Annotated in this window: 18 protein-coding genes and 1 riboswitch; of the genes, 3 read left to right on the plus strand and 15 right to left on the minus strand. The window is 66.7% G+C overall.

All coding sequences use genetic code 11. The annotated features are described in order from the left end of the window. Nucleotides 1-18 precede the first annotated feature (18 nt). The 10 genes from ABFO07_RS00545 to ABFO07_RS00590 form a co-directional block, all read right to left on the minus strand. On the minus strand, nucleotides 19-288 hold the full coding sequence (locus tag ABFO07_RS00545) for an STAS domain-containing protein (protein ID WP_059558376.1): 270 nt from the start codon (nucleotides 286-288) through the stop codon (nucleotides 19-21). Beyond that, a complete protein-coding gene (locus tag ABFO07_RS00550; protein WP_059558374.1) occupies nucleotides 285-914 on the minus strand; it encodes an MlaC/ttg2D family ABC transporter substrate-binding protein in 630 nt (209 codons plus the stop codon). The genes ABFO07_RS00545 and ABFO07_RS00550 overlap by 4 nt, the downstream gene beginning before the upstream one ends. Before the next feature lie 112 nt (nucleotides 915-1,026). Beyond that, a complete protein-coding gene (locus tag ABFO07_RS00555) occupies nucleotides 1,027-1,950 on the minus strand; it encodes an MlaA family lipoprotein (RefSeq protein ID WP_059803053.1) in 924 nt (307 codons plus the stop codon). A gap of 33 nt (nucleotides 1,951-1,983) precedes the next feature. Then, nucleotides 1,984-2,511, minus strand: coding sequence for an outer membrane lipid asymmetry maintenance protein MlaD (gene mlaD / locus ABFO07_RS00560; protein ID WP_059907782.1), 528 nt, complete (start codon nucleotides 2,509-2,511; stop codon nucleotides 1,984-1,986). An 11-nt stretch (nucleotides 2,512-2,522) separates the two neighbouring features. Next, nucleotides 2,523-3,290 carry a lipid asymmetry maintenance ABC transporter permease subunit MlaE gene (gene mlaE / locus ABFO07_RS00565; protein ID WP_059558366.1) on the minus strand — a complete coding sequence of 256 codons (768 nt, stop codon included), beginning with the start codon at nucleotides 3,288-3,290 and terminating at the stop codon, nucleotides 2,523-2,525. After that, nucleotides 3,287-4,108, minus strand: a complete 822-nt coding sequence (locus ABFO07_RS00570) for an ABC transporter ATP-binding protein (protein WP_059558363.1) — start codon at nucleotides 4,106-4,108, stop codon at nucleotides 3,287-3,289. The genes mlaE and ABFO07_RS00570 overlap by 4 nt, the downstream gene beginning before the upstream one ends. A 99-nt stretch (nucleotides 4,109-4,207) precedes the next feature. Continuing rightward, nucleotides 4,208-5,314 carry a thiamine phosphate synthase gene (gene thiE / locus ABFO07_RS00575; RefSeq protein WP_347468038.1) on the minus strand — a complete coding sequence of 369 codons (1,107 nt, stop codon included), beginning with the start codon at nucleotides 5,312-5,314 and terminating at the stop codon, nucleotides 4,208-4,210. Next, entirely contained in the window at nucleotides 5,311-6,126 is an 816-nt protein-coding gene (locus ABFO07_RS00580) for a thiazole synthase (RefSeq protein WP_059883725.1), read from the minus strand. Before ABFO07_RS00580 ends, thiE begins: the two co-directional genes overlap by 4 nt. 38 nt (nucleotides 6,127-6,164) lie before the next feature. After that, entirely contained in the window at nucleotides 6,165-6,362 is a 198-nt protein-coding gene (thiS, locus tag ABFO07_RS00585) for a sulfur carrier protein ThiS (RefSeq protein ID WP_017333584.1), read from the minus strand. 35 nt (nucleotides 6,363-6,397) lie between these two features. After that, on the minus strand, nucleotides 6,398-7,534 hold the full coding sequence (locus ABFO07_RS00590) for an FAD-dependent oxidoreductase (RefSeq protein WP_059892593.1): 1,137 nt from the start codon (nucleotides 7,532-7,534) through the stop codon (nucleotides 6,398-6,400). Nucleotides 7,535-7,753: 219 nt separating this feature from the next. After that, a riboswitch (TPP riboswitch) is annotated at nucleotides 7,754-7,875 on the minus strand. 273 nt (nucleotides 7,876-8,148) lie between these two features. Between ABFO07_RS00590 and ABFO07_RS00595 the strand changes: the two genes are divergently transcribed. Next, nucleotides 8,149-9,909, plus strand: coding sequence for an ABC transporter ATP-binding protein/permease (locus tag ABFO07_RS00595; protein ID WP_059558446.1), 1,761 nt, complete (start codon nucleotides 8,149-8,151; stop codon nucleotides 9,907-9,909). Between the two features lie 175 nt (nucleotides 9,910-10,084). On the opposite strand, the gene thpR is transcribed toward ABFO07_RS00595, so the two are convergent. Then, the gene (gene thpR, locus ABFO07_RS00600) at nucleotides 10,085-10,651 is read right to left on the minus strand and encodes an RNA 2',3'-cyclic phosphodiesterase (protein WP_059883728.1); all 567 of its coding nucleotides are present in this window, start codon (nucleotides 10,649-10,651) and stop codon (nucleotides 10,085-10,087) included. 2 nt (nucleotides 10,652-10,653) lie between these two features. Continuing rightward, nucleotides 10,654-12,141, minus strand: coding sequence for an alanine/glycine:cation symporter family protein (locus ABFO07_RS00605; RefSeq protein WP_059803059.1), 1,488 nt, complete (start codon nucleotides 12,139-12,141; stop codon nucleotides 10,654-10,656). A gap of 415 nt (nucleotides 12,142-12,556) precedes the next feature. Between ABFO07_RS00605 and ABFO07_RS00610 the strand changes: the two genes are divergently transcribed. Together ABFO07_RS00610 and ABFO07_RS00615 are read left to right on the plus strand one after the other, a co-directional pair. After that, entirely contained in the window at nucleotides 12,557-13,696 is a 1,140-nt protein-coding gene (locus ABFO07_RS00610; protein ID WP_230951404.1) for a lipid II-degrading bacteriocin, read from the plus strand. A gap of 58 nt (nucleotides 13,697-13,754) precedes the next feature. Beyond that, nucleotides 13,755-14,129 (plus strand): hypothetical protein, encoded by a 375-nt coding sequence (locus ABFO07_RS00615; protein ID WP_347468042.1) that lies wholly within the window; start codon nucleotides 13,755-13,757, stop codon nucleotides 14,127-14,129. Between the two features lie 148 nt (nucleotides 14,130-14,277). Here the strand turns inward: ABFO07_RS00615 and ABFO07_RS00620 are convergent, their stop codons facing one another. The 3 genes from ABFO07_RS00620 to ABFO07_RS00630 form a co-directional block, all read right to left on the minus strand. Beyond that, a complete protein-coding gene (locus ABFO07_RS00620) occupies nucleotides 14,278-15,744 on the minus strand; it encodes a glutamate synthase subunit beta (RefSeq protein ID WP_059558351.1) in 1,467 nt (488 codons plus the stop codon). 89 nt (nucleotides 15,745-15,833) lie between these two features. Further along, entirely contained in the window at nucleotides 15,834-20,537 is a 4,704-nt protein-coding gene (locus ABFO07_RS00625; protein ID WP_059883731.1) for a glutamate synthase-related protein, read from the minus strand. 290 nt (nucleotides 20,538-20,827) lie between these two features. Next, on the minus strand, nucleotides 20,828-21,541 hold the full coding sequence (locus ABFO07_RS00630; RefSeq protein ID WP_059558347.1) for a transposase: 714 nt from the start codon (nucleotides 21,539-21,541) through the stop codon (nucleotides 20,828-20,830). Between the last annotated feature and the right edge of the window lie 184 nt (nucleotides 21,542-21,725).

The raw sequence follows: 21,725 nt of genomic DNA on the forward strand, positions 1-21,725 counted from the left end.
GCTTTCAGTGGAACAGCGTCAATGTCGCCCGTTGATGAGCGCGTCGACGCCGTACGCCTGCGCGAGGCTGGCGAGCTTCGGAGGGAGATTGAGGATCGCGAGGGGGGTGCCGCGCGCTTGCGCGGCGCGCTGCCATGCGAGCAGCACGGCGAGCGCGGACGAGTCGAACTGCGCGAGCCCCGCGCAATCGACGGCGGTGGCGCCCGCGCCGATCTGCGCGAGCCCCGTCGCGAGCGCGGCCTTCGCGCTCGCGTGGGTCAGCGACGAGCCGGCCGCGAAGCCGCTCACGATGCCTGCTTGCCGGCGGCAAGCTCCTGGTTGCGCTGCGACAGGAACTGGATCAGGCCGTCCACGCCGCTTTGCTGGATCTTCTCGTTGAACTGCTGCTGGTAGGTCTGGATCAGCCATGCGCCGAGCACGTTCAGGTCATACACCTTCCAGCCCTGCTGCGTCTTGTACAGGCGGTAGTCGATCTGCACCGGCTGGCCGTTGTTCATCGCGACCGTCTTGACCACGACGTCGGTGTCTTCCGGGCTCGCGCGGAACGGCGGGTACTGGATCTGCTGGTCCGGCTTCAGCTGCGCGAGCGCGCCCGAGTACGTGCGGATCAGCAGCAGCTTGAACTGCTCCTGCACCTGCTGCTGCTGCGCCGGCGTGGCGGCGCGCCAGTGGCGGCCCATCGCGAGCTGGGTCGTGCGGCGGAAATCCGTGTACGGCAGGATGTCCTTGTTGACGATCGTGATGATGCGGTTCGTGTCGCCCTGCTTGATCGTCTGCTGCTTGACTTCGTCGAGCACCTGCTGCGTCGCGCTCTTGATCAGTGCCTGCGGATTCGACTGGTCGACTTCCGCGTGGGCCGCGCCGCCGAACGAGAACAGCGCTGCGAAAACGGGGATCAGGAACAGTTTCTTCATAATATTGACCTGCATGATTGAGTCGATGCGGAGGTTGGAGCCGGTAGCTTACGCGCAAGTTCGCGCCCCCTCCCGGCTGAATCGTTTCCGGCTGTAACGAATGTAAATCCGCTCAATGCAGCCGGATGCTCGGAATGCGCAGCCCGCCGGGCGCGGGCGGCGTCACCTGCATCGGCGGCACGTTCGTTGCGCTGGCCGGATTCGGCGAACCGGCCGCTTCCGACCCCGGCGCCGGCGCGGCTGCACCGGATGCACCTGCCGGCGCGGACGCAGCGGGCGCCGCCGCGCCGTCATCCGGCAGGTCGTATTTCGGCAATGCATCGCCGTCCGACGCTCCGCCCGCTTCGCCGCGCGCATTGCTGATCAGCGTCTGGCGCCGCTGCAGGTAGGCATTGCGCACGAACGAGTACTTGTCGATCGCCGCCGCTTCCAGCACGTCGCCCGCGCCCAGCAGGTTCGCGCGCGTGTTCACGAGGTTCACGCCGAACAGGCCATAGCTCACGCCGTCCGGCTTCACGTAGGTGAGCGGGTTGCCGAGATAGTCGACGCCGAGGCCCGCCGCGTCGCGCACCGTGCTCGGTCCGAGCAGCGGCAGCACCAGGTAAGGGCCCGACGGCATGCCGTAGCGGCCCATCGTGACGCCGAAGTCGGCCGTGTGCTTCGGCAGCTTCGCGATCGTCGCGACGTCGAACAGGCCGCCGACGCCGAACACCGTGTTGATCACGACGCGCATGATGTCGCCGACGCCGTCGGCGATCCGCAGCTGCACGAGGTTGTTCGCCGCGATGTAGACGTCGCCGATGTTCGAGAAGAAGTTCGTCACGCTGTCGCGCACCGGCTGCGGCACCACGTACTGGTAGCCCTGCGCGACCGGCTTCAGCGCATAGGTGTCGACGGTGTCGTTGAACTTGTACATCGTCCGGTTGAAGCCTTCGAGCGGATCGCCCTTGGTCGGCGTCTGCACGGTGGCGCAGCCGCTCAGTGCGGCTGCCGCTGCCACCGCGAGCGCGGCGTGCCTGATGCGAATCGTCTGCATGATGGTCTTACCCTCTTGTGTTCTCTCGTGTGGTTATTGGGCGCCGGACGCAGCGGGCGCCGCCACGGCGGCCGAGCCGGATGCCGGCTTCGCGCCGCCCGCGTCCGCCGCCTTGCTGTACAGGAACTGGCCGATCAGGTTCTCGAGCACGATTGCCGACTGGGTCATCGCGATCGTGTCGCCCGCCTTCAGCATCTCGGAATCACCGCCCGGCTCGAGGCCGATGTACTGCTCGCCGAGCAGGCCCGACGTCAGGATCTTGGCGGAGGAATCCTTCGGAAACGGGTATTGCTTGTTCACGTCGATCGTCACGAGCGCCTGGTAGGTGTTCGTGTCGAAGCCGATCGAGCCGACCCGGCCGACCACGACGCCCGCGCTCTTCACCGCGGCGCGCGGCTTCAGGCCGCCGATGTTGTCGAATTTCATCTTGACCGGGTAGGTCGACTGAAACGAGATCGAACTCATGTTGCCGACCTTCAGCGCGAGGAACAGCACCGCGAGGAAGCCCACCACCACGAACAGGCCGACCCAGAAGTCGAGAGCAGTCTTTTTCATCGTCATCCCAAAAAGGCTTAGCTGAACATCAGCGCGGTCAGCAGGAAATCGAGGCCGAGTACGGCGAGCGACGCGTACACGACCGTCTTGGTGGTCGCGCGCGATACGCCTTCAGGCGTCGGCTTCGCCTCGTACCCTTGAAACAGTGCAACGAAGGTCACGGCGAACCCGAACACGACGCTCTTGATCACGCCGTTGCCGACGTCGCTCCACACGTCCACGCCGCCCTGCATCTGCGACCAGAACGCGCCCGGATCGACGCCGATCAGGATCACGCCGACGAAATAGCCGCCGAGCACGCCGACCGCGCTGAAGATCGCGGCCAGCAGCGGCATCGTGATGATCCCGGCCCACATGCGCGGCGCGATCACCGTCTTGACCGGGTCGACCGCCATCATCTCGAGCGCGGTGAGCTGCTCGCCCGCCTTCATCAGGCCGATCTCGGCGGTGAGCGACGTGCCCGCGCGGCCCGCGAACAGCAGCGCCGTGACGACGGGCCCGAGCTCGCGCACCAGCGACAGCGCGACGAGCAGGCCGAGCGCCTGCTCGGAGCCGTAGCGGTTCAGCGTGTAGTAGCCCTGCAGGCCGAGCACGAAGCCGACGAACAGCCCCGACACCGCGATGATCACGAACGAGTAGTTGCCGAGGAAGTGAATCTGCTTCGTGACGAGCCGCGGCCGCCGCAGCAGCGGAAAGAATTCCAGCACGAGCCGTGCGAACAGGCGGGCGCCATAGCCCGCGCGCGTGAGGCCGCCAGTGACGAAACGTCCGATCGCGCTGATCATGCGCGCCCTCCGCCGAGCCCGAAATCCGCGCCGAGCGGCGGGCTCGTATAGTGAAATTTGAACGGGCCGTCCGGCGCGCCGTCGATGAACTGGCGCACGCTCGGATCGGTCGACGCGCGCAGCTCGTCGGGGGTGCCCTGCGCGAGCACGCCGCCGTTGGCGAGGAAGTACACGTAGTCGGCGATCGCGAACGATTCCGGCACGTCGTGCGTGACGAGGATCGAGGTCGCGCCGAGCGCCTGGTTCAGCGTGCGGATCAGGTTCGCGGTGATGCCGAGCGAGATCGGGTCGAGGCCGGCGAACGGCTCGTCGTACATGATCAGCTGCGGATCGAGCGCGATCGCCCGCGCGAGCGCGATGCGCCGCGCCATGCCGCCCGACACCTCGGACGGCATCAGGTCGCGCGCGCCGCGCAGGCCCACCGCGTTGAGCTTCATCAGCACGAGGTCGCGGATCAGCTCCTCAGGCAAATCGGTATGCTCGCGCAGCGCGAACGCGACGTTGTCGAACACCGACATGTCGGTGAACAGCGCGCCGAACTGGAACAGCATGCCCATCTTGCGGCGCAGCGCGTACAGGCCGTCGCGCGTCTGCGCGCCGACATCGGCGCCGTCGAACAGCACCTGGCCGCGGCGCGCACGCACCAGCCCGCCGATCAGGCGCAGCACGGTGGTCTTGCCGCAGCCCGACCCGCCCATGACCGCGACCACCTGCCCGCGCCCGAAGCGCAGGTTCAGGTTCGACAGGACGAGCCGATCGCCGTAGCCGAAATCGACGTCGCGGAGTTCCAGCAGTGTCTCGGGGGGAGAAGGGCTCACGGATCTGACAATCCTTATACGCAGAACGCCGAATTATAGGGCCTGCATCGGAATGATGTCGCGAGCCCGCCGTCGGCCGTCCGGTCAATGATTGTCAAATTATCCGGGGAATAATTGCTGCAATGCAATAAGCGCCGCACGATAATCGGCCGCGCCGGTCACGGCGCTGACCACCGCGACGCTGCCGACGCCGGTTGCCAGCACGGCCGGCAGCACTTCCCGGCCGATCCCGCCGATCGCGACGAGCGGCGCCAGCGGGCCCGCGAAGCGCGCGTAGCGGGCGATTCGCGCGAGCCCCTGCGGCGGCGCGGCCACTGCCTTGGTCGTGGTCGCGAACACCGGCCCGAGCGCGAGGTAGCTCGGGCGCACGTGCAGCGCGCGCAACATTTCGTAATAACCGTGGCTCGAAAGTCCGAGCCGCAGGCCCGCGCGCGCGATCGCCGCGAGATCGGCCGTCTCGAGATCTTCCTGGCCCAGGTGCACGCCGTACGCGCCGGCATCTGCGGCGATCTGCCAGTGATCGTTGATGAACACGCGCGCATCGGGATAGCGGCGCCCCGCGGCGACCGCGCGCGCGACTTCCGCGCGCAGCTGGTCGGGCGCGGCGCCCTTCACGCGCAGCTGCACGGTCCGCACGCCGCAGTCCAGCACGCGCTCGACCCATTCCGCGCTCGGCACCACCGGATACAGGCCGAGCCGCGCCGGGCATGGCGCAAACGCGGGCTCCGGCGCGGCCGGCAGCCCGGCGACGCGCGGAAACCGCGCGGCGTCGGCCGGCCATGCGTCGTCCGCCGCCTCGTCGCCGTCGCGCCACGCGAGCGCGAGCACCAGCGCGTCGACCGGCGCGAAGCCGCAATCGAGGAACGCGGCGAATGCCGGAATCCAGTCGTCCGCGAGCGGGTGCGTGGCGTCGAACGCCACCCGCGCGCCCGCGCCGTGCAGCACCGCGCGGCGCTCGCCGAATTCGATGACGGCCACGTCCGGCGCCGCCGGCCGCGACGCGGCGGATGCCAGCGCACGCGCCGCATGGTCGCCTTCCGACACGATCAGCACGTCGCCGTCGGCCGGCAGCCCGGGCAGCGCGACGCACAGCCGCCGCGCCGCCGCGTCGCGCGGCCAGTCGCCGAGCCGCGCGCGGATCCGCTCGGCCGCCTCCGTCAGTTCGTCCGCGGGCGGCCAGAACGTCGCGGCAAACCCGGCGCTCACGCGGCGCCTCCGTCCTGGTGCCAGAACGGCATGCCGACGACCGGCGTGCTCGCGTGCGCGGTCTCGCGCGCGTCCATCGGGCCCGCGAGGTACGCGGCGCGGCCGGCCTCGACGCCCTGTGCGAACGCGCGCGCCATGATCTCCGGATGGGTCGCCTGCGACACCGCCGTGTTCAGCAGCACGCCGTCGAAGCCCCACTCCATCACCTGGCATGCATGCGACGGCACGCCGAGCCCCGCGTCGATGATCAGCGGTACGTCCGGCAGCCGTTCGCGCAGTACGCGCAGCCCGTACGGGTTCACGACGCCCTTGCCGGTGCCGATCGGCGCGCCCCACGGCATCAGCGCCTCGCAGCCGGCGTCGAGCAGGCGCCGGCCGATCACGAGATCCTCGGTGCAATAAGGCAGCACCTTGAAACCGTCCTTGACGAGCTGCGTGGCCGCCTCGATCAAGCCGACCGGGTCGGGCTGCAGCGTGTAGTCGTCGCCGATCAATTCGAGCTTGATCCAGTCGGTCTCGAACACCTCGCGCGCCATGTGCGCGGTGGTCAGCGCCTCGGCGACGGTCTGGCAGCCGGCCGTGTTCGGCAGCAGCGGCACCGCGTGGCGCTTGAGCAGGTCGAAGAAGCCGGCTTCGGCGGTGCCGCCCGTCATCTGACGGCGCAGCGCCACCGTCACCATGCCGGGCCGCGCGGCCGCGATCGAATCGGACAGCGACTGCAGCGACGGATAGCGCGACGTGCCGAGCAGCACGCGGCTCGCGAAGGTTTCGCCGTACAGCGTCAGCGCATCGGCGCAAGTGGGGGACGTCATCTCGTGTTCCTGGAAAGATCGGGGATGCGCCGGGGCCTTCAGCCGCCCGCGACGGGGTGCACGACGTCGAGCTTGTCGCCCGCCGCGAGCGCGCGCGCCGCATGCTGCGTGCGCGCGACGAACGTGCCGTTCAGCGCGACCGCGTACGGCGGGCGCGCGCCGTACGCGCTGAGCGCGTCGGCCACCGTCGCGCCGTCGGGCAGCGCGAGGGTCTGTTGGTTGATCTGGATATCCATGGGCTTGCTTCGTCGAATTCGGGTCGCGGCGCGCGTCAGGCCGGCTGGCGCGCGTCGTCGCGGTGATGAAGGAGATCGGGCCAGCGCGCCGCGCCGCGCCACGCGGCGAATGCGTCCGCGCCGCCCAGCGTGCCGGACAGCGCCGCCTGCGCGAGCGCGGCCGCGGCATGCGCGACTTCCGGCGCGATCATGAAGCCGTGCCGGTACAGGCCGTTGACCGCGAGCGTCGCCGCACCGTCCCAGATCAGCGCCGGGCGATGATCGGGCAGCGTCGGGCGGCACTGCGCATTCAGCTCGAGGATGCGCGCCTCGCCGAACGCCGGATGCACGGAGAACGCGGCGCTCAGCAGCTCCAGCGCGGATCGCACGCTGACGGGCGACATGTCCTCGCCCTCCACCTCGGTCGCGCCGATCACGTACAGGTCGTCCTGCTTCGGCGCGATGTACAGCGGATAGCGCGGATGCAGCAGCCGCACCGGCCGCGTGAGGCCGATGCCGGGCGCATGCACGCGCGCCACCTCGCCGCGGATGCCGCGCAGCGCGGGCAGCGCCGGCTTCGCGCCGAGCCCGCGGCAGTCGATCGTGAAATGGGCGTCGGGCAGGCTGTTCGCGTCGATGGCGACGTGCCAGTGCGTGTCGACACCGCGCTCGGCGAGGCCCGCCGCGAGCGCGCGCAGCGCCTGGCGGTTGTCGAGCTGGCCTTCGCGCGGCAGCAGCAGCCCGCGTGCGAAGCGGCCCGCGAGCGCCGGTTCGGCCACATCCACCTGCGCGCCGGCGAGCGACACGAAGCCACCGTCGAGCAGGCCGGCCGGCGCGTTCGCGCGCACGCGGCGCTCGAACAGCGGCGCCTCGGCGCGATCCGCGTGATGCCAGACGACGAGCGTGCCGTGCTGCTGGAAGAACACCGGCTCGGGGAGTTCGGCGAGCCACTGCGGCCAGCGCGCGAGCGACGCCGCGCCCAGCTCGGTGATCAGCAGTTCCGCGCTGGCCGCCTCGGCGAGCGGTGCGAGCATCGCGGCCGCAACCCACGCGGCGGACTGCTCGCCGTCCGGGCCGCCGCGCTCGTACAGCGCGACGCGGTGGCCGTCGCCCGCGAGCCGCCACGCGATCAGGCGGCCGACGAGGCCGCCGCCCAGCACCGCGAAATCGGGCCGTGCAGTCACGACGCTCATCGCACGCCCTCCTCGCGAAACACATGCCGATGCGGCGCGCACGCGCAAACGCGACCTCGTGCGAACGCACGCGGGGCGGGACAAAAGACTGAAGATTGAACGGTCATTGCATCCTTCCGCAACGCGCAGCGAGCGCGCGTACCCAAAAGGACGAAACCGGCAGCAAAGGCCGGCCGGGCGGGACAGGGCGCTGACAAATGGGGAAGCAGCCAGCGCGGCCCGGCGGGATCGGAAACTTCCCGCGCCGGTATTACCCGGATCGGGTGCGAAGGGTCTCTCTCAGCCTCGCCGCGCCGCCCGGAACACCGCCGGCCACGCACGAAGCACCCCTGTTTCGTCGACGGCCATTAGACCATAAAAGCGGAAACGGCCGCAAACTGTCCCCCGTCGGCAATTTCACCGATGCCGGGCGCCGCTCTGGCACAATGCCCGCAGGCCGGCGCGCGATCGCGCGCCGGTTGCCGTCCTACCGCGGGCCGTTAAGTGCCGTTTAAGACGGGCGCGCCACAATCCGCAGCGCCCGCCGTCATGCGGCACGTTTTGTCCGGCCCGCCTGTTTCGCGGCGCGCGCCCGGCCTCACCGGCGTGCGCGCCGGCCACACATCAGGAAGCACATGACCCAATCGCCCCATACCGCCCACGACGCACCGCAGGACGAGCGCCAGGTATCCGCGTGGAGCCTCGTCAAGCCCTACTGGGTCTCGTCCGAATGGAAGGTCGCGTGGGGGCTGCTCGTCACGATCATCGCGATCAACCTCTGCGTCGTCTGGATCAACGTGCGGCTCAACAAGTGGAACGCGCAGTTCTACAACGCGCTGCAATCGAAGGACGTCCACGATTTCCCGAACCTGCTGCTGCAATTCTCGGCGCTCGCGTTCGCGTTCATCATCCTCGCCGTGTACGGCCGCTACCTGCGCCAGATGCTCGGCTTCCGCTGGCGGCAGTGGCTCACCGAGCGCTTTCTCGGCCAGTGGCTCGGCGATCGCGCGTTCTACCGGATCGAACGCGACCGCCTCGCCGACAACCCCGACCAGCGGATCACCGACGACCTGCAGTCGTTCGCGACGACCACCCTGTCGCTGTCGCTCGACCTGCTGTCGACGGTCGTCACGCTCGTGTCGTTCATCACGATCCTGTGGTCGCTCGCGGGTGCGCTGACGGTCACGCTCGGCGCCACGCCGATCGCGATCCCCGGCTACATGGTGTGGGCGGCCGCGCTGTACGCGGTGGTCGGCTCGCTGATCATCCAGAAGGTCGGCCACCCGCTCGTGTCGATCAACTACCAGCAGCAGCGCGTCGAGGCGGATTTCCGCTTCGGGCTGATCCGCGTGCGCGAGAACGCCGAGCAGATCGCGTTCTACGACGGCGAAACCACCGAGAACGGCAACGCGCGCAACCTGTTCATGCGCATCCGCGACAACTGGTGGCGCGTGATGAAGTACACGAAGCGGCTCACGTTCGTGCTGAGCTTCTACGGCCAGATCGCGATCATCTTCCCGCTCGTCGTCGCCGCGCCGCGCTACTTCGCGGGCGCGTTCTCGTTCGGCGTGCTGATGCAGATCTCGTCCGCGTTCGGCACCGTCAGCGACTCGTTCTCCTGGTTCATCAACAGTTACGCCACCCTCGTCGAATGGCGCGCGACCGTCAACCGTCTGCGCGAATTCAAACGCGTGATGAGCGCGTCGCACCTGAAGGAAAGCGTGTCGCCCGCGACCGAGCACGGCGGCATCAACCTGCATTACGTCGATGCCGAGCGGCTGTCGACGTCGTCGCTGAAGCTCGCGCTGCCGAACGGCAACGCGCTCGCGGACATCGGCAGCGTCACCATCGAGCCCGGCTCGCGCTGGCTCGTGGTCGGCAAGTCGGGTTCCGGCAAGAGCACGTTCATGCGCGCGCTCGCGGGCCTCTGGCCGTTCGGCGACGGCGCGATCGATGCGCCGGTCAGCGCGCGGATGATGTTCGTGCCGCAGACGAGCTACCTGCCCATCGGCACGCTGAAGGCCGCGCTCACCTACCCGGCCGGCGCCGACGCGTACAGCGACGACGCGTGCCGCGACGCGCTGCGCGCGTGCCGGCTCGACGAGTACGTCGATCGGCTCGGCGAAACTGGCCACTGGACCCGCGTGCTGTCGCCGGGCGAGCAGCAGCGTCTCGCGGGCGCACGCGTGCTGCTGCACAAGCCGGACTTCCTGTTCCTCGACGAAGCGACCAGCGCGCTCGATGCCGACAACGAAGCGCGCCTCTATCACCTGTTCAACGAGCGGCTGCCGCAGGCCGCGATCGTCAGCATCGCGCACCGCGAAGCGCTGGCCGCGTTCCACGGCGGCACGATCCGCGTCGAGCGCGTGAACGACAGCGACAAGGTCGCCGCGTAACAGGCCGCGAGCGGGCGGCCGGCGCGATGTGCGACCCGCCCGCCGCCGGTGCCCGCTCGCATGCGCGACAGGCTTTGCCTGCCGTATTCCGAATGAAATGACGGTGCGGTGCGCGCCGCACCCCGCGCCGAAGCCGCCGCGTCTTCGCGACGCCGCCCGCCATCGCGGCCGGCCCCTACTCCCGGTCCCCCGCATCCGCCAGCGCAACCGGCGCCGACACGATCGGCCGATGCGACACGCCCTCGTGCGACAACTGGCTTTCGAACAGCGTGAGCGCATCGAAATGCAGCGTGACCGGTTCATGCAACGCGCCGCCGTGCGCCGGTTGCCCGACCGCATAGTGCGGCAGCCGCGCGAGCGTGACGTGCGGCCGGAACGGGCGGCGATCGGTCGGCAGGCCGAGATCCCGCAATGCCGCCACGAGTGCGTCGTTCAGCGCGACCAGCGCCGGCTCGACGCCCAGCTCCGCGACGATCAGGCGCGCCTTCGGCAGGCTCGGCCACCACGCGAGCCGCTCGACGGCCTGCAGCGGCAGCGCATGCGCGGCCGCGAGCCCGGGCAGCCGCGCGGCCAGCGCATCGCACGCGCCGCGCTCGATCGCGCCGAGAAACGCAAGCGTCACGTGCAGGTGGTCGGCGTGCGTGCGCCGCGCGCCGCGCGCGACCGGCAACGCGTGCAGCGCGTCGCGCGACGCCGCATCGGGCATCAGCGCGACGAATGCACGGAGCCGGTCGCCGTCCATGGTCAGTTGGCCGCGACGCTCGTCGCGACACGGGTTTCCGGCATGGCCGCCGGACGCTGCGGCAGCGGGCCGTGCTCGCCCCAGACGTCCTTCGGCAGCACGCGCGCGAGTTCGGGAATCGTATTGCGCGTGAACACCGGATCGGCGACGCCCGCGGCGCGCTGGCGGCGGTAATCGCGCCACGCCGCATGCGCGTACTTGCCGAGCGCGAGGATCGCGACCAGGTTGATGATCGCCATCAGGCCCATGCTGGTGTCGGCCATCGCCCACACGAGCGGCAGCTGGCCGACGCTGCCGAACATCACCATCCCGAGCACCGCGATGCGAAACAGCGGCAGCACGCCGCGCCGCTTGGTGATGAAGTCGACGTTGCCTTCCGCATACGCGTAGTTGCCGATCACCGACGAGTACGCGAAGAAGAAGATCGCGACCGCCATGTAGATCGCGCCCCAGTCGCCGACATGGCTTGCGATCGCGCGCTGCGTCAGGGCCGCGCCTTGCATGCCGGTGCCGATCTCGTACTGGCCCGACAACAGGATCACGAAGGCGGTCGCGCTGCAGATCACGATCGTATCGACAAACACGCCGAGCATCTGGATCAGCCCCTGCACGACCGGATGCCGGGTGCTGGCCGTCGCCGCCGCGTTCGGTGCGCTGCCCATGCCGGCTTCGTTCGAGAACAGCCCGCGCTTCACGCCCATCGCGACCGCCTGGCTGACCGCATAACCGGTCAGGCCGCCGGCCGCCTGCTCGAGGCCGAACGCGCTCTTCACGATCAGCGCGATCACGTCCGGCACCAACGCGATATGGGTCGCGACCGCGTACACCGCGAGCGCGAGGTAGCCGATCGCCATCAGCGGCACGATTACCTGCGCGACGGTCGCGATCCGGCGGATGCCGCCGAAGATAATCGGCGCGGTGAGCAGCACGAGGCCGAGGCCGACCGTCGCGCGGTTCCAGCCGAACGACGTGTGGAACGCATCGGCGATCGCGTTGGCCTGCACCGCGTTGAACACGAAGCCGAACGCGAGGATCAGCGACAGCGAAAACAGCACGCCGAAGCCGCGCGAGCGCAGGCCCGTCTGGATGTAGTACGCGGGGCCGCCGCGATAGGTGCCGTCGTGGTGCGACACCTTGAAGATCTGCGCGAGCGTCGCCTCGACGAACGCGGACGACATGCCGACGAGCGCCGTCATCCACATCCAGAAGATCGCGCCCGGCCCGCCGACCGTCAGCGCAACCGCAACGCCGGCGATGTTGCCGGTGCCGACGCGGCTCGCGAGCCCGGTCGCGAACGCCTGGAACGACGAGATGCTGCCCGGCTCGCCCTTGCTGCCGACCAGCTTCATGCTGAGGAACAGCGCCTTCAGCTGGATCATCCGGAACCGCAGCGTGAACCACGCGCCCGCGCCGAGCAGCAGCGCGATCAGCACGTAGTTCCACAACACGCCGTTGACGGCATCGATCAGCCCACTTGCGAGTGCTTCCATCCAGTGTCCTTTTAAATGGGGTCAGTCATGTAGGGGCGCGCGTGGCGCGCCGGAGGGACAACATGATATGACAATTCGCAAGGAACATTACAAAACGAAAGCTATGTGGCGCGACGCTAGTTGGCCTGCCAACGCCTCAAGATTATGCGACTCATCACACGCAGAGCCATGTTCGGCGCAATGGGCTTTGACGTTTGGAAACGTTGTTCGAACTGCCAAGCGTGGAGGACGCGTCTCGCGGTACAGCTTCGGCTGGACGTTGCCTCGCCTCGCATTCGGCGCATGAGGGGCACCGCCCGACGCTGGCAAGCGGATGAGCACCATACAAAATCCTTGCAGAACAACTCAAAAAGACAAACGCTATGTCTTTCGCAATACGAATCAATTACCGAAAGACAACCAAACGGGGTGAGAAATGCTCAAGCGCGACACGCTGGTATCTGCAAATGTCATGAATGACGACGACCAACGGCAACACCAGAACAGGCGTCGCTTCCTGATTGCTTCGACAGCACTGCCGCTCGGAACCTTGTTGAAACATACAACGAGCGCGGCACAATCCAATGTCCTGCCGCCGATTTCCATTACCACGCCGCGACCGCCCGACTTCAACTTTGGCGATTTCAACATCAATGCGAACCAAATACCCGGCGCCAACATCGGGGCAGGGATACCGCCCCCGTCGGTCTGCTTCAATCAATATTGTGCGTCCAACTACATGCTCCTTTTTGCGAATACGGGCAACATGGTTCGCGCAACCGAAATGTTCTTCAAATATTTGCCGGCAATCGGGCGCAACGACCTAAATTTCTGGCGCAGCCAGCTTGTTCTGGTCGGCGGATTCACGCCATGGCTGGCCATGGGCGGCTACAGGTACTTACCCGGCACCAACCAATATGGTTTTAATTTCGCACCTGGACATTATGCAAACGTTTCTGCGCTATTTGGCATCTACGTCGGCCAATTGAACAAAACCCCACCCACATTGAAATTCGATTTTTATGGCAACCCACTGATGTTCATTGAGGCGGTCAACCACTGGATACACGGAAACGGAGTTCAACGCTCCATCAACATCGAATCCCTCAACTTAAAAATGAATGTTAGCGATTTCGGAGACTTATCTCGAGCCATCGAGAATCCAGGATATGGCCCCGGCATTTACCCAATCAACCACGAATTCAGCATAAACATCTTCAACCATGGAACTCAGGATCTGTGGAGCGCAACAGTCTTAGGACGAATATCCGGCCGCCTCCAAGGAACATTGGAACTACTCGCTGATAACACATATCGATTCAATGGATATTACACAATCAATCCAGACAAGTTTGATGCCGACCCATCAAATCGACCATTTTTTCAAGAGGCAGCTACCACGTTTCTGGCGAAACTCGGCTCGGCGCTAGGGCATACGGATTACCGGATAATCTTCACCGGCGAAAAGAACATCTCGTTCTCTGGCCAAAGGCCTGTGCGAAATGCCGGAATACGCCCCCCGGAGGCCGTCCATAGGCCGTCATTTGGCGGCTTGATGCGTCCCGGCCGCTTCTAGGATCGAGAGTCCCTGCCGTACGCGCATTCTCGACAACCAACACACTTCGAATCCGATCATGCTTTCGACAGTCTTGTGCTTTGTGATGCGTTGCTTCCTCTGGATTATCGCCGCCGCCATTGGCGCATTCGTATTGCTGTTCGTCGTCGTGGCGATGTCTCGGTATGAGAGGACGGAAGGCAGTTGCCCGGATGCATCCATCGAGGTATTCCGTGGGAAGGTCCTCGCATACATCAAAGAGCGAGGAGTTCAATCCAATCGCATCCAGTTCGATGGTGCCCCGCAGTATCACGCGTGGAAACTCGGGGTCTGGGAATTCCCTTTGCTTGTCGATGGAACAAAGTACATCGCGATGATCGATTGTAACGAGCAAATTACAAGCTATGGGCAGGTCATAGAACCACTGCACGCCCCCTCATCTCCAGACAATTGATCGTATATCGGAACATAAAGCACTCGGCACGTTCGGAAAAAGCAGCGCTTTGGCTCGATCGCGAAACCGGATCGTCAACGGCTACCACACAAAAAAAACCGGGCGCCCTCTCGGACGCCCGGCTTTCATCGAAACCCGCTTGCGCTACTTATCGCGGCAATTCCGAATGCCCCATCAGATACGCATCGACCGACCGCGCACACTGGCGGCCTTCGCGGATCGCCCACACGACGAGCGACTGGCCGCGGCGCATGTCGCCCGCCGCGAACACCTTGTCGACCGACGTGTAGTACGCGCGATCGCCTTCGGTCGCCGCACGCGCATTGCCGCGCGCGTCCTTCGCGACGCCGAACGCCTCGAGCACCGGCGCGGCCGGCTGCGTGAAGCCCATCGCGAGCAGCACGAGATCGGCCTTGATCTCGAACTCCGAATCCGGCACTTCCTGCATCTTGCCGTCCTTCCACTCGACGCGCGCCGCGATCAGCTTCTCGACCTTGCCGTTGCGGCCTTCGAAGCGCTTGGTCGCGACCGCCCAGTCACGCTCGCAGCCTTCCTCGTGCGACGACGACGTGCGCAGCTTGATCGGCCAGTACGGCCACACGAGCGGCTTGTTTTCCTCTTCCGGCGGCTGCGGCAGCAGCTCGAACTGCGTAACGCCCTTCGCGCCGTGACGGTTCGACGTGCCGACGCAGTCCGAGCCCGTATCGCCGCCGCCGATCACGACGACGTGCTTGCCCTTCGCGAGCAGCTGGTCGGCCAGCTTGTCGCCGGCATTCACGCGGTTCTGCTGCGGCAGGAAGTCCATCGCGAAATGGATGCCGGCCAGCTCGCGGCCCGGCGCCGGCAGATCGCGCGGCGTTTCCGATCCGCCCGCGATCACGACCGCGTCGAATTCTTCCTTCAGCGTCTCCGGCGAGAGGGTTTCCTTCGCCATGTTGCCGATCGAATCCGGCAGCGCATCCTTGCCGATGAACACGCTGGTGCGGAACGTCACGCCTTCCGCCTCCATCTGGCGCATCCGGCGGTCGATCAGCCACTTCTCGAGCTTGAAGTCGGGGATCCCGTAGCGCAGTAGGCCGCCGATCCGGTCGCTCTTCTCGAACACCGTCACGTCATGGCCGGCGCGCGCGAGCTGCTGCGCGGCCGCGAGGCCCGCGGGGCCCGAGCCGACCACCGCGACCTTCTTGCCCGTCTTGTGCGCGGGCGGCTGCGGCGCAACCCAGCCTTCCGCCCACGCCTTGTCGATGATCGCGTGCTCGATCGACTTGATGCCGACCGGGTCGTCGTTGATCCCGAGCGTGCACGCGGCCTCGCACGGCGCCGGGCAGATGCGGCCCGTGAACTCCGGGAAGTTGTTGGTCGAGTGCAGGACCTCGATCGCCTGACGCCAGTCCTGGCGATACACCAGGTCGTTGAAGTCCGGGATGATGTTGTTGACCGGACAGCCGTTGTTGCAGAACGGGATGCCGCAATCCATGCAGCGCGCGCCCTGCACCTTCGCGTCCGCGTCGGACAGCGCCTGGACGAATTCCTTGTAGTGCTTCACGCGCGTGAGCGGTGCTTCGTACGCCTCGTGGCGGCGTTCGAACTCCAGAAAACCGGTTGCCTTGCCCATAAGGTGCTCTTCTGATTCCGTGTATCGGGTGGGGGAGCCGCGCGGCCTGATGGTCAGGCGCGCGCGGCCTCTGCTGTGTCGTTCGTCGCTCAGGCGGCCAGTTCTTCCTTCGCCGCCTTCTTCGCACCGATCTCGCCCAGCGCGCGCTTGTATTCGTTCGGGAACACCTTCACGAACTGGCGCCGCGCCGCGTCCCAGTTTTCCAGCAGCGATTTCGCGCGCGGCGAACCGGTGAACTGGAAGTGACGCTCGACGAGCCCCTTGAGCAGCGCTTCGTCCGTCGCGCCCGCGTGCCAGAGCGCGCGGTCGACCGTGCGCTCCTGTTCGGCCTGCTGCAGCACCGGATCGAGCGCAACCATCGATTTGTTGCACTTCGCCGCGAACGTGCCGTCCGGGTCGTACACGTACGCGACGCCGCCCGACATGCCGGCCGCGAAGTTGCGCCCCGTCTCGCCGAGCACGACGACCGTGCCGCCCGTCATGTATTCGCAGCCGTGGTCGCCGGTGCCCTCGACGACCGCCGTCGCACCCGAGTTGCGCACGCAGAAGCGCTCGCCCGCGACGCCGCGGAAGAACGATTCGCCTTCGATCGCGCCGTACATCACCGTGTTGCCGCAGATGATGTTTTCCTCGGACTTGCCGCGGAAGTCGTTGGTCGGACGGATGATGATCCGGCCGCCTGACAGGCCCTTGCCGACGTAGTCGTTGCCGTCGCCGACGAGGTCGAGCGTCACGCCCTTCGCGAGGAACGCGCCGAAGCTCTGGCCGGCCGTGCCCTTCAGCTGGATGTGCACCGCGTCGTCGTCGAGGCCGTCGTGGCCGTGCTTCTTCGCGATCACGCCCGACAGCATCGCGCCGACCGTGCGGTTCACGTTGCGCACCGGCTGGATGAACGACACGTGCTCGCCGTTCTCGATCGCGGCCTTCGCCTTCTCGATCAGCACGTGGTCGAGCGCGCGCTCGAGGCCGTGATCCTGCACGTCGACGTGGCGCGGCGCGACGTCCTCGCAGTCTTCCGGCTGGTAGAACACGCGCGAGAAGTCGAGGCCCTTCGCCTTCCAGTGTTCGACGCCCTTGCGGGTGTCGAGCAGGTCGGCGCGGCCGACCAGGTCGTCGAACTTCGCGATGCCGAGCTGCGCCATGATCTCGCGCACTTCCTCGGCCACGAAGAAGAAGTAGTTGACGACATGTTCCGGCTGGCCCGAGAACTTCGCGCGCAGCACCGGGTCCTGCGTCGCGACGCCGACCGGGCACGTGTTCAGGTGGCACTTGCGCATCATGATGCAGCCCTCGACGACGAGCGGCGCCGTCGCGAAGCCGAACTCGTCCGCGCCGAGCAGCGCGCCGATCACGACGTCGCGGCCCGTCTTCATCTGGCCGTCGGCCTGCACGCGGATGCGGCCGCGCAGGCGGTTCAGCACCAGCGTCTGCTGCGTTTCGGCAAGGCCGAGCTCCCACGGCGTGCCCGCGTGCTTGACCGACGACAGCGGCGACGCACCCGTGCCGCCGTCATGGCCGGCGATCACGACGTGATCGGCCTTCGCCTTCGCGACACCGGCCGCAACCGTGCCGACGCCCACTTCCGACACGAGCTTCACCGAGATGCTCGAGCTCGGGTTCACGTTCTTCAGGTCGTGGATCAGCTGCGCCAGATCCTCGATCGAGTAGATGTCGTGGTGCGGCGGCGGCGAGATCAGGCCGACGCCCGGCACCGAGTAGCGCAGCTTGCCGATGTATTCCGACACCTTGTGGCCCGGCAGCTGGCCGCCTTCGCCCGGCTTCGCGCCCTGCGCCATCTTGATCTGGATCTGGTCGGCCGATGCCAGGTACTCGGCCGTGACGCCGAAGCGGCCCGACGCGACCTGCTTGATCTTCGAGCGCAGCGAATCGCCGTCCTTCAGCGGGATGTCGCTGACGATCTCGTCGCCGATCACCGATTTCAGCGATTCGCCCGACTTGATCGGAATGCCGCGCAGCTCGTTGCGGTAGCGCTTCTCGTCCTCGCCGCCTTCGCCGGTGTTCGACTTGCCGCCGATCCGGTTCATCGCGATCGCGAGCGTCGCGTGCGCTTCCGTGCTGATCGAGCCGAGCGACATCGCGCCGGTCGCGAAGCGCTTGACGATGTCCTTCGCCGGCTCGACTTCGTCGATCGGGATCGCCTTCGCCGGCGACACCTTGAATTCGAACAGGCCGCGGAACGTCATGTGGCGCTTCGTCTGATCGTTGATCAGGTGCGCGTATTCCTTGTACGTCTGGTACGAGTTGCTGCGCGTCGCGTGCTGCAGCTTCGCGATCGAATCCGGCGTCCACATGTGGTCTTCGCCGCGCACGCGGTACGCGTACTCGCCGCCCGCGTCGAGCATGTCGCGCAGCACCGGGTTGTCGCCGAACGCGTCACGGTGCAGGCGGATCGCCTCTTCCGCGACCTCGAACAGGCCGATGCCGCCGACCTTCGACGCCGTGCCCTTGAAGTACTTCTCGACGAGATCGGTCGCGAGGCCGACCGCTTCGAAGATCTGCGCGCCCGTGTACGACATGTACGTCGAGATGCCCATCTTCGACATGACCTTCTGCAGGCCCTTGCCGACCGCCTTCGTGAAGTTGTACACCGCCTTTTCCGGCGACAGGTCGCCCTTCAGGCCGTCGGCCATCTGCGCGAGCGTTTCCATCGCGAGGTACGGGTGCACGGCTTCCGCGCCGTAGCCGGCGAGCAGCGCGAAGTGGTGCGTCTCGCGCGCCGAGCCCGTCTCGACGACGAGGCCCGTGCTCGTGCGCAGGCCCTGCTGGACGAGGTGCGTGTGGATCGCCGAGGTCGCCAGCAGCGCGGGAATCGCGACGTGCTCGGCGTCGGTCTTGCGATCCGACACGATCAGGATGTTGTAGCCCGACTTCACCGCGTCGACGGCTTCCGCGCACAGCGACGCGAGGCGCGCCTCGATGCCTTCCTTGCCCCAGCCGGCCGGGTAGCAGATGTTCAGCTCGTACGAGCTGAACTTGCCGCCGGTGTACTGGTCGATCGCGCGGATCTTCGCGATGTCCTTGAAATCGAGCACCGGCTGCGACACTTCGAGCCGCATCGGCGGGTTGATGTTGTTGGTGTCGAGCAGGTTCGGCTTCGGGCCGATGAACGACACGAGCGACATCACCATGTTCTCGCGGATCGGGTCGATCGGCGGGTTGGTGACCTGCGCGAACAGCTGCTTGAAGTAGTGATAGAGCGTCTTGTTCTTGTTCGACATCACCGCGAGCGGCGAGTCGTTGCCCATCGAGCCGACCGCTTCCTCGCCCTGCTGCGCCATCGGCGCCATCAGGAACTTCAGGTCTTCCTGCGTATAGCCGAACGCCTGCTGGCGATCGAGCAGCGCGGCGCCGACGGTGCGGCCCGCGGCGACTTCCTCGGCCTTCGGCTCGATTTCATCGAGCTTGATGCGCACCGCGTCGATCCAGCTCTTGTACGGCTTCGCGTTCGCGAGGTTGTCCTTGAGCTCCTTGTCGTCGATGATGCGGCCGTGTTCCATGTCGATCAGGAACATCTTGCCCGGCTGCAGGCGCCACTTCTTGACGATCTTCGATTCGGGGATCGGCAGCGTGCCGGCTTCCGACGCCATGATGACGAGATCGTCGTCCGTGACGATGTAGCGGGCCGGGCGCAGGCCGTTGCGGTCCAGCGTCGCGCCGATCTGGCGGCCGTCGGTGAACGCGATCGCGGCGGGGCCGTCCCACGGCTCCATCATCGCGGCGTGATATTCGTAGAACGCGCGGCGGTTCTCGTCCATCAGCGTGTGCTGTTCCCACGCTTCCGGGATCATCATCATCACCGCGTGCACGAGCGGGTAGCCCGCCATCACGAGCAGTTCGAGGCAGTTGTCGAACGAAGCCGTATCCGACTGGCCCGGGTAGATCAGCGGCCAGAGCTTCGGCAGGTCGTCGCCGAGCACGTGGCTCGCGATCGCGCCGGTGCGGGCGTTCAGCCAGTTGACGTTGCCCTTCACGGTGTTGATCTCGCCGTTGTGCGCGATCATCCGGTACGGGTGGGCGAGTTCCCATGCCGGGAACGTGTTGGTCGAGAAGCGCTGGTGCACGAGCGCGAGCGCCGACACGACGCGCGCGTCCTGCAGGTCGCGGTAGTACACGCCGACCTGGCCGGCGAGCAGCAGGCCCTTGTAGACGACCGTGCGCGCCGACATCGACGGCACGAAGTATTCCTTGCCGTGCTTCAGCTTGAGCGCCTGGATGCGGTGGCTGGCGGTCTTGCGGATCACGTAGAGCTTACGCTCGAGCGCGTCCGTCACCATGATGTCCTTGCCGCGGCCGATGAAGATCTGGCGGATCAGCGGCTCGGTGGCCTTCACGGTCGGCGAGATCGGCATCGCGTGGTCGACCGGCACGTCGCGCCAGCCCAGCACCACCTGGCCCTCGGCCTTCACGGTGCGCTCCAGTTCCTGCTCGCACGCGATCCGCGATGCGTTTTCCTTCGGCAGGAAGATCATCCCCACGCCGTACTCGCCGGCCGGCGGCAGCGTCACGCCCTGCCTGGCCATCTCCTCGCGGTAGAACGCGTCCGGAATCTGGATCAGGATGCCCGCGCCGTCGCCCATCAGCGGATCGGCGCCGACCGCGCCGCGGTGGTCGAGATTCTCGAGGATCTTCAGACCCTGTTCGATGATCTCGTGGCTCTTCTTGCCCTTGATATGAGCGACGAAGCCGACGCCGCAGGCGTCGTGTTCGTTTTGCGGGTCATACAGACCTTGCGCGGCGGGCACCGCGGTGAGCGGCTGCTGGTGGTCGTTCATGGGGACACCGTCGTAAAGGGGCCTCGAGGGCCGTTGAACCATTTTCTTGTTGCCGCGCTTCCCGCCTCCCGGCAGGACGCGGCGCGGCCGACGGTGGGTCAGGCATGCTTCGCCCGGCCACCGGAATTCGGAATATACGCGACGAATCAATGGAATAGCAACAAAAACTCGATGATCGAACCCCAATTAAACCAATGCATCGATCTGGTGCCGTTTTATTGGGGCCGTATCGTTTTGGTGCAAAAAGAAGCGGCGCCCGCGGCGCCGCCTGTTCGCCTGCCTGCCAGCGTCTATTGCTGGATCGGCGGCGTGTTCTCACGCACCTTGCGAGGGCGCCCGCGCGGCAGCGGCGATACGCGCCGGTTCGCGGTGCGGGCCGCCCATTCGCGGTAGGTGTCGCCGCCGAGCACCCAGCCCTTCAGCGTCGCCTGCTGCAGCTGGTCGGCCTGCCGCTCGTCGAGCGGCTGCTCGCACAGCTCCTTGTACGCGCGCTGGCGCTCGAACGGCGTATTGCCGAGCGCCCAGTAGAGCGGGTGGTCGGTGATCAGGCTGTCGACCGTGAGCCCGATGTGGTGCCGGTAGCTCGACCAGCGGTAGGCGTCGGGGGTGGCGGCCAGCTGCGCGCGCACCGGGCTGAGCTCGACTACCCGGCTCGCGAGCAGGAAATACCGCTCGCCCTCGATCACCGTCGCGCGGTAGCGGCCTTCCCAGAGGGTGCCGCGCCGCGAATAGCGCCGGTTGAAGTGTGCGACGTAGCGGCGCCCGACCGCCTGCATCGCTTTCGGCAGGCTGGCCTCGTCGCTCGGCGTCACGAGAAGCTGCACCTGGCGCGGCAGCAGCACGTACGCGTGCACCGCCAGGTGATGATCGCGCGCCGCGGCCTTCAGACAATCGATGAAGAGTTCGTAGTCCTGGTCGTCGACGAACGCGGGTTGCTGATCCAGGCCGCGCAGTATCACGTGCTGCGGCTGGTCGGGAACGTAGAGTCGTGCTAACCGTGCCATGCTGAATGTCCGTTTGATCGCGTTAGGAAATACCCGAAGGTCCGATGAAGCGCACTTGCGTAGAATCCTTTCGCCCGCGGCGCTGAAACGTACGGTCGTGCGAATCCTAGGGAGAAAACTCTAACTTACGAGCTTGTTTGGTTTTAAACGCAGTCGTCATAATGAGCACGCCTATGATCGGAGG

The organism is Burkholderia stagnalis, from assembly GCF_039848545.1.
GTDB lineage: Bacteria > Pseudomonadota > Gammaproteobacteria > Burkholderiales > Burkholderiaceae > Burkholderia > Burkholderia stagnalis.

What these genes read in the sequence shown, in the direction of transcription:
- mlaD (WP_059907782.1), bottom strand. Translation starts at nt 2,511, where the DNA reads ATGACGATGAAAAAGACTGCTCTCGACTTCTGGGTCGGCCTGTTCGTG.
- ABFO07_RS00595 (WP_059558446.1), top strand. Translation starts at nt 8,149, where the DNA reads ATGACCCAATCGCCCCATACCGCCCACGACGCACCGCAGGACGAGCGC.
- ABFO07_RS00555 (WP_059803053.1), bottom strand. Translation starts at nt 1,950, where the DNA reads ATGCAGACGATTCGCATCAGGCACGCCGCGCTCGCGGTGGCAGCGGCA.
- ABFO07_RS00580 (WP_059883725.1), bottom strand. Translation starts at nt 6,126, where the DNA reads ATGACGTCCCCCACTTGCGCCGATGCGCTGACGCTGTACGGCGAAACC.
- ABFO07_RS00620 (WP_059558351.1), bottom strand. Translation starts at nt 15,744, where the DNA reads ATGGGCAAGGCAACCGGTTTTCTGGAGTTCGAACGCCGCCACGAGGCG.
- ABFO07_RS00625 (WP_059883731.1), bottom strand. Translation starts at nt 20,537, where the DNA reads ATGAACGACCACCAGCAGCCGCTCACCGCGGTGCCCGCCGCGCAAGGT.
- ABFO07_RS00605 (WP_059803059.1), bottom strand. Translation starts at nt 12,141, where the DNA reads ATGGAAGCACTCGCAAGTGGGCTGATCGATGCCGTCAACGGCGTGTTG.
- ABFO07_RS00550 (WP_059558374.1), bottom strand. Translation starts at nt 914, where the DNA reads ATGAAGAAACTGTTCCTGATCCCCGTTTTCGCAGCGCTGTTCTCGTTC.
- ABFO07_RS00590 (WP_059892593.1), bottom strand. Translation starts at nt 7,534, where the DNA reads ATGAGCGTCGTGACTGCACGGCCCGATTTCGCGGTGCTGGGCGGCGGC.
- thpR (WP_059883728.1), bottom strand. Translation starts at nt 10,651, where the DNA reads ATGGACGGCGACCGGCTCCGTGCATTCGTCGCGCTGATGCCCGATGCG.
- ABFO07_RS00610 (WP_230951404.1), top strand. Translation starts at nt 12,557, where the DNA reads ATGCTCAAGCGCGACACGCTGGTATCTGCAAATGTCATGAATGACGAC.
- thiS (WP_017333584.1), bottom strand. Translation starts at nt 6,362, where the DNA reads ATGGATATCCAGATCAACCAACAGACCCTCGCGCTGCCCGACGGCGCG.
- mlaE (WP_059558366.1), bottom strand. Translation starts at nt 3,290, where the DNA reads ATGATCAGCGCGATCGGACGTTTCGTCACTGGCGGCCTCACGCGCGCG.
- ABFO07_RS00630 (WP_059558347.1), bottom strand. Translation starts at nt 21,541, where the DNA reads ATGGCACGGTTAGCACGACTCTACGTTCCCGACCAGCCGCAGCACGTG.
- ABFO07_RS00615 (WP_347468042.1), top strand. Translation starts at nt 13,755, where the DNA reads ATGCTTTCGACAGTCTTGTGCTTTGTGATGCGTTGCTTCCTCTGGATT.